The organism is Lacicoccus qingdaonensis (assembly GCF_900101075.1).
Taxonomy (GTDB): domain Bacteria; phylum Bacillota; class Bacilli; order Staphylococcales; family Salinicoccaceae; genus Lacicoccus; species Lacicoccus qingdaonensis.
This window is the reverse complement of sequence record NZ_FNFY01000012.1, coordinates 59,928-66,705: the sequence shown is the minus strand read 5'-3', so window position 1 is coordinate 66,705 and position 6,778 is coordinate 59,928. Positions and strand designations below refer to the sequence as shown.

Annotated in this window: 5 protein-coding genes, 1 pseudogene and 2 riboswitches; of the genes and pseudogenes, 1 reads left to right on the top strand and 5 read right to left on the bottom strand. The window is 36.8% G+C overall.

Features of this window, described 5'->3' with window-relative positions; translation table 11 throughout:
- Positions 1-289, bottom strand: a pseudogene (locus BLR15_RS08065) (IS6-like element IS257 family transposase); the annotation flags it as partial.
- A gap of 60 nt (positions 290-349) precedes the next feature.
- Here BLR15_RS08065 and BLR15_RS08060 point away from each other — a divergent pair.
- On the top strand, positions 350-994 hold the full coding sequence (locus BLR15_RS08060) for a hypothetical protein (protein WP_092986407.1): 645 nt from the start codon (positions 350-352) through the stop codon (positions 992-994).
- A 1,061-nt stretch (positions 995-2,055) separates the two neighbouring features.
- Here BLR15_RS08060 and BLR15_RS08055 read toward each other — a convergent pair.
- The 4 genes from BLR15_RS08055 to BLR15_RS08040 form a co-directional block, all read right to left on the bottom strand.
- Positions 2,056-3,363 (bottom strand): NtaA/DmoA family FMN-dependent monooxygenase, encoded by a 1,308-nt coding sequence (locus BLR15_RS08055; protein WP_092986405.1) that lies wholly within the window; start codon positions 3,361-3,363, stop codon positions 2,056-2,058.
- 12 nt (positions 3,364-3,375) lie between these two features.
- Entirely contained in the window at positions 3,376-4,125 is a 750-nt protein-coding gene (locus tag BLR15_RS08050; RefSeq protein WP_092986403.1) for a 3-oxoacyl-ACP reductase, read from the bottom strand.
- A gap of 105 nt (positions 4,126-4,230) precedes the next feature.
- Positions 4,231-4,333: riboswitch (TPP riboswitch) on the bottom strand.
- A 233-nt stretch (positions 4,334-4,566) separates the two neighbouring features.
- Positions 4,567-4,676, top strand: a riboswitch (TPP riboswitch).
- 19 nt (positions 4,677-4,695) lie between these two features.
- Positions 4,696-5,034: an MFS transporter gene (locus BLR15_RS08045; protein ID WP_092986401.1), complete on the bottom strand. Its 339-nt coding sequence runs from the start codon at positions 5,032-5,034 to the stop codon at positions 4,696-4,698.
- A gap of 78 nt (positions 5,035-5,112) precedes the next feature.
- Positions 5,113-6,765: a YhgE/Pip domain-containing protein gene (locus BLR15_RS08040; protein WP_092986399.1), complete on the bottom strand. Its 1,653-nt coding sequence runs from the start codon at positions 6,763-6,765 to the stop codon at positions 5,113-5,115.
- Between the last annotated feature and the right edge of the window lie 13 nt (positions 6,766-6,778).

The following is a 6,778-nucleotide window of genomic DNA, read 5'->3' as shown; positions in this document are numbered from 1 at the left end:
CCTCTGCATCAATGGCACGATATAAATAACTCCATTTTCCTTTTATTTTGATGTACGTCTCATCAATACGCCATTTGTAATAAGCTTTTTTATGCTTTTTCTTCCACATTTGATATAAAATTGGGGCATATTCTTGAACCCAACGGTAGACCGTTGAATGATGAACGTTTACACCACGTTCCCTTAATATTTCAGATATATCACGATAACTCAATGCATATCTTAGATAGTAGCCAACGGCTACAGTGATAACATCCTTGTTAAATTGTTTATATCTGAAATAGTTCATACAGAAGACTCCTTTTTGTTAAAATTATACTATAAATTCAACTTTGCAACAGAACCTTAATTGGCAAGTAAAATAGAGTTATACGAAAAAAGTTCTCAAGAATTCAAACCTTTTAAACACTTTACTTCACGCATCCAAGTAATGAAGAAAGAATCTAATTATGGAAGTGAAGTTGCCTCAAAATGGACTGATATTTTAAACCAATTTCTTGCAAACAAAACTTACCCAGTGGTACATCCAATCGGTAAGGAAACATTCTCGTTATATGCAGTGTTCCCAACTGGGATATTCGAGTATGCCCTAGATATTGACAAGGCTACTACACTTATTAAAGAAAAAAACATCAAACCTATAAAAGTCTCGCCATCGAATATAATTGAAGCTGTTGACCAAGGTAACATAAATAAAGACTTAAACCGAATAAAACCCAATCACAAAAATCCTGTAATGGTACTTCAGAGTTGTTATTTAACCAACAATAAACCTTATTGTATCAATGGAAACCATCGTATATTTGAAGCATATCAAAATAAAGATAAGCAAATAGAAATTTATGTTTTTAAAGATTTGGATTTTGTCCCTTTCTTTTATGATGTTCTAAGTAAAGCAACATATTTTTTAGAAATTGATTACTATAACGTAGTTAAGGATAAAAGATATTTATTGCATGGCGAAAATAGTATGTTTGCAAATGAATTTGAGTAGATACATTTCTTCAACTAAAGGTTGTATCAGTTCGAGATTCGCTATCCGAAGTAATCAATCTAATTTGTAAAAGTCAGATTTAAGTATGCTGGATAAAAACCAATTTCAATCAGTTTTTGTTAAAATAAGTTTTTATTGTTTAGTGTAGAATACAGATTTGGGAGATACTCATGTCAAACTTCATCTTAAAGCTACACATGTAAAGTAATACTCAAATAAACGCAAATTAACGTCAAATTTCATAATACCCTTTGAGTGTCTATTTAGTGTAGACCCTGATCACACATATTAAATATGTATGATTGCCGAATAGAATTCAAGAAAGATGTAGGTATCATTATCCTTTTAATAACCGCATCAAAGACTGATACGCTGAAGTGTATCATAAGTGATCCAGGAACTAGATTTGATTATGACAAGAAAACTTGTTATAAACTCACCGCCCCAAATTGTTAGAACGGTGAGTTAAGTATCAAGATACAATGAAATTTCTCGAATTATAAGTCTTTAAATTTCATCTTATCACTTTCTCTATTTTTATTTATCAAATCCTCTATATATAATCCCATAAGTACTACAACTTGAAATAGGATGAAACTAGCACCAAAAGTGAGTGACACTAAATGGTATAGATAGAGCTGTAGAAGCTATCAAAATAATGCTTGGTAAATCCATTTTATGCATCTGTTTGTTTTTAACAAAATAAACTTCTAAAAGTCCGAAAGCTATACCTATTAACAAATATACTATATATATAATTATTGATTTTCTGAACGCTGATCTCTTTTTTGACATTGGAATGAATAATTAAATTTTCTCTGTCTGCCGCAAAATGATTTATATAAGCGAAAACCTGAGTTTAAGCTGTTGCTGTTTTTGTGAGTTTTGACTTCATACTCTTTTACCGGGATATCAATAAGCAATTCAGCCCTTATAACCTTCACTCTTAGGGCTGGGGGACATAAGTTCTCAAAAGTTATTATTTTTCTGGAGATATCTATGTCCCAGCCCCAATATAAAAACACAGCGTAAAATTGAGGTGTACCTAGGAATCATATAGCTTAATGTTTATCGAGTTCCAGCATTTCTCTAAACGTTTCACCGTTATAATCTTTTCTAAAAATGCCGCGTTTTTGCATTTCCGGAATGACTAAGTCGACAAAGTCTTCAAGACTTCCCGGGAGTGTTGGAGGCATTAAGTTAAATCCATCTGCGACACCTTCATTCATCCATCTTTCTAATTCATCGACAATTTCTTCAGGTGTGCCAACGAGTGTTAAATGTCCACCTCCAGCGTTGAGATAACCGAGTAATTCTCTGACTGTGGGATTTCTGTCTTCTATAATTTCTAAAACAGTTTGATAACGTCCAACAGGTCCTTTGAATTCTTCGACTGGTGGCAATTTTGGTACTTTTTCGTCGAGTTTCCATGATTTTGTATCTTGCTGAATAAAGAATTCGAGCTGATTAAGTGCAGTATCGATTGGAAGTAGGTTGTCTAATTTTGCTTTCTTTTCTTGCGCTTCTTCTCTTGTTTTACCCACGTAAGTCACTAGTCCTGGAAATACTTTGATATAGTTGTCTGGACGACGGCTTTCTTTTATGGCTTGATTTAATTTTTCACGATAAATATTTGCTTGTCTTAAGTTCCAGGAAACTGAATAGACGGCATCAGCATATTTCGCAGCAAGTGCAACACCTTCTTTTGAAGCCCCGGCTTGCATAGCCACTGGCTTACCCTCTTTTCTTAAAGGTAAAGTTAGCGGCCCTTTGACTTGGAAGTTCTCACCATTGTGATTGAATGGCTGAATATTTTTATTTTTAGTAATTGTGTTATTTTCTTTATCTGGCTTGTAGCTTTCAATTGACCACGATTCAAATAATTTATTCATGACTTCAGCAAATTCATCCGCTTTCTTATAACGAACGGCTCTCTCAGGCAATTCAGGTATACTGTGGTTTTGTGCTTCGCGGTCGGTCATTGATGTCACTAGATTCCATCCCATGCGTCCTTTTGTTATGTGTTGCAGTGTGAGTAACTGTCTTGCTGTGGTAAATGGGTTATTAAATGTACCTGAAATAGTTGAAACTAGTCCAACGTTATCTGTGACTTTACTCATAGCAGTTAATGCAACAACTGGGTCAAAATAACTCGCTGGTAATTTTGTTGGACTATCTGCGGGGAAGGCTTGTGAATCTGCAAAAAATACGGCATCAAATTTTCCGCGTTCTGCAATTTTTGCCAGATTTTCATAATAATCAATTGTCGTGAATTCATTGACACTCGAATCATCTTCTAACCATGCTGCCTGATGATGACCCACACCATACATTAAAATTCCTATATTTAACTGTTTAGAATTATTCATAATATATACCGCCTAGTTCATAGTAAGTCCGCCGTCTACCGTGATGTTTTGTCCTGTAACCCCATCTGCTGCCTCAGAACAAAGATAAACAACCATATTAGCAACGTCTTGTGGTGTTGTTACTTTTCTCAATGGTGTGGACTGTGCGATTAAATCAAATACTTCTGGTGTTGTGACTGCACTTGCGTCTGTTGTTTTCAGTAAACCGCCAGAAACAACATTTGCTCGGATACCATACTGTCCAAGTTCTGCTGCAACGTTTCTGGTGAATCCAATTAAAGCAGCTTTTGCAGTAGTGTACTCGTGATATGGTACTACAGGATTTTGATATAGATTCGTTCCAATACTGATAATTGCACCGTCTTTACGTTCTAAAAACTGTGGTATTACACTTTGTGATACGTTGAATGCAGCTTTTAGTGTCCCGTCTAACTGTTGCTCGTAATCTTTATAAGTTAAATCTTTAAATGCTTTTTGAGTGGTTGGATCAAATTTAAAATTAACGAGTGCATTGTTTACAACAACATCAATCTGGCCAAAATGTTCAGTTCCTTTTTTAACTAACTGTTCAACTGCTTCACGGTCTGTAATGTCCGCTTGAATCGCAATGGCTTGTGCTCCAATTTCTTTTTTTAACTTCTCCGACTCTTCTTTACTGTTGTTGTAGTTAATTATGACATTAAAGCCTTTTTCACTTAGCGCTTTTACGATATAGCTGCCAAGTCCTCTTCCGCTTCCTGTTACTAAAACTGTCCTTGTCAAATAAATCACTCCTATAATTTTTTAGAATAAAAAAATACGCAGCCTTCATAGGAAAGTTACGTATCGAGAGTAATTTATATGCCCACAAGGACATAGATATACAACTGTATCGATGTAACACTTTCCTACGCCAGTTTTAACTGGATCAGGTTCAAAGGGTCTGAGGTTACCCTCATCTCAGTTTATAAAAACGCCCCTAGTGCGAATCTATTCTATTTAACATCATTGTAGTACTTTACAAAGATACGTCAAGTAAATCACAAATTATGTGAATTGAAACAAACACAATTCAAATTCAAATCTGTAACTGTACTGCTATCTAGTTTTTATATTATTGATAGAATGTTAAAAGATGGTTATCAGCATAATTAAAATCTAATTTTATTTGCTATATTGATATTTTAGAGTAACTTGAGCTTATTGATTGAATAATTAAATAGTTAAGACCACTGGAAGTGTCTTTGAAAAAGGCTGAGATTAAAGTGTAGACTTTGGGATTCCGGGAACCTGATACAGTTCATACTGACGTAGGAAAGTGGCGAAAGTAATAGTTGTCTCTGCGCCGCACACCTAAATTCCTACTGTCAGCACAATCATGGAAATCATCAGTGTAAATCCCATACCGTATTTTTTGGAGATTTTCGGAATGAACGGTGAGAACAAATCAAAAACGACGAGCAGCAGAATATTCATAAAACCAACCATAGTAGTGCTTCTATTCAGTTCTTCGGTAAAGAATGGTACAAGCGGCCTGACAGGAGAGATTGGCGATCTTAAAGTCGCACCAATCAGTACAATTGCAATAAATAATAAAATAGAATAAATAAAACGCTTAACTATTTTATTTGAAGAACCCCTCCATACAATAACTCCGGAATCTTGAGTTTCATCAATTTGTTTCCGTCTCATATCATACAATCCTCAGTAGGTGTACATTACTGGAGAATTTTTGCAGAAAAAAGCCCGCTCGGTCAGCGGGCTGAACTTTTAGTTTTCAAATTTGGCCATTTTATTCGCTTTTTCTTCATACTTAGGGAATTTATCTTTCAGCCATAATACTAACAATACGAGCAGGTAAGCACCAGCAGCTGTTGCTATCAGGGTATACATTATTGTGCTGAATTCCATGTTAAATGCCTGGCCGAAAATCGCATCTTTAAAGCCAGACACGACGAATGCCATCGGCAGGAATTCATAAAGCGTTTGATAGAAATTGTTTGCAGTTTCTATCGGGAAAGTTCCGCCGCTTGATGATAACTGTACAATCAGCAGTACGATTCCGAGGAATTTGCCGAAGTTGCCGAATATCATTACCAGCAATCCTATAATGGAAATGGAAACGAGTGACCATACAAGCATCGCAAAGTAAAATCTCCAGTGGCTGGCAATCTCAATCTGCATTATCCAGACAATTGTAGCATACAGCAGAGTTGTAATGATTACCGAGTGAGATAAAAACAGCAGACCGCGGCTGAGCCACTGGCTGAATACATTTTTCTTATTTTCGAATATTTTATTCATCGGGTATACAACATTAAATGTAATAGCTCCGATATACAGGCTGACTGCAATAACTAACGGTGCAAAACTCTGCGCATAGTTTTGTGTATCCACAATGGATTCAATATCCAGGTTAACAGGACTTGCAATCGCTTCTGCTCCCTCATCACTGAAAACAATATTCTGTTCTTCTATGTCCGCAAGCAGCTCGTTAAATCTGGTATCAACCTCTGTAAGTGCTTCTGCCATTTCGCTGGAGCCTGCTTTCAACTCGCTGATACTGCCGTTCATTTGCACAATACCTGAATTCAATTCAGAAGCGCCGCCAGCAAGCTGTGTGCTGGATTCATTTAACTGGCCTGCTCCATTTTCAAGTTCTGACTGTGCACCTTGAACCGGCTGTGCGTAATTTCCAAGCATTGGTGCCAGCTGAGTGATCTGTTCTGTAAATTGCTGTTCACCATTATACAGTGTTGCTGCTCCCTCGCTGACTTGCGAAGCGCCGCTTTCAAGGTTGTTTGCGCCTTCTGTTAACTGCGCTGAGCTGTCTTCGAGCTGGCCAAGTCCATCGTCAAGCGCGACTGCACCGTTCTTCAGCTCAGCAATGGTATCTTGTGCCTCATCACTCTGGTCGGACAAACTGCCGAGTTCGCTAATCAATGTTTTGGTATATGTTTCTGTAATTTCTTTTTGAACTGTCTCGACCAAGACTGAACCGGCTTGTTCAGACATAATTGAACCGATGAAATTGAATCCCGGATTTGTCTTTAGTTTAAGGTTTACATTTTCCGGCGATTCGCTTAAGAAGGTCATGGCATTATCAGAAGCATCTGCGGGGATTTCCAGATAGCCGTATGATTCTCCGCTTTTAATCGCTTCTTCTGCTTTTTCCAGAGTAGAAAATTGCCAGTCCAGCTGGTCGTTATCTTTCAGCTCAGCTTCGATTTCTTTTCCGAGCTCTATATCTTCGTTGCCTGCATCTTCATTTACTATATGGAACTGCATATCTCCTGTGTGGTCATATGGGTCCCACATTGCACCGAGAAATGTCAATGAATATATAACCGGAAACAGTGAGATGACTGCTAGAGATATTAATAACAACGGTTTTTTAAATACAAATTTAAAATCCTGTAACATTTAATCATCCTTC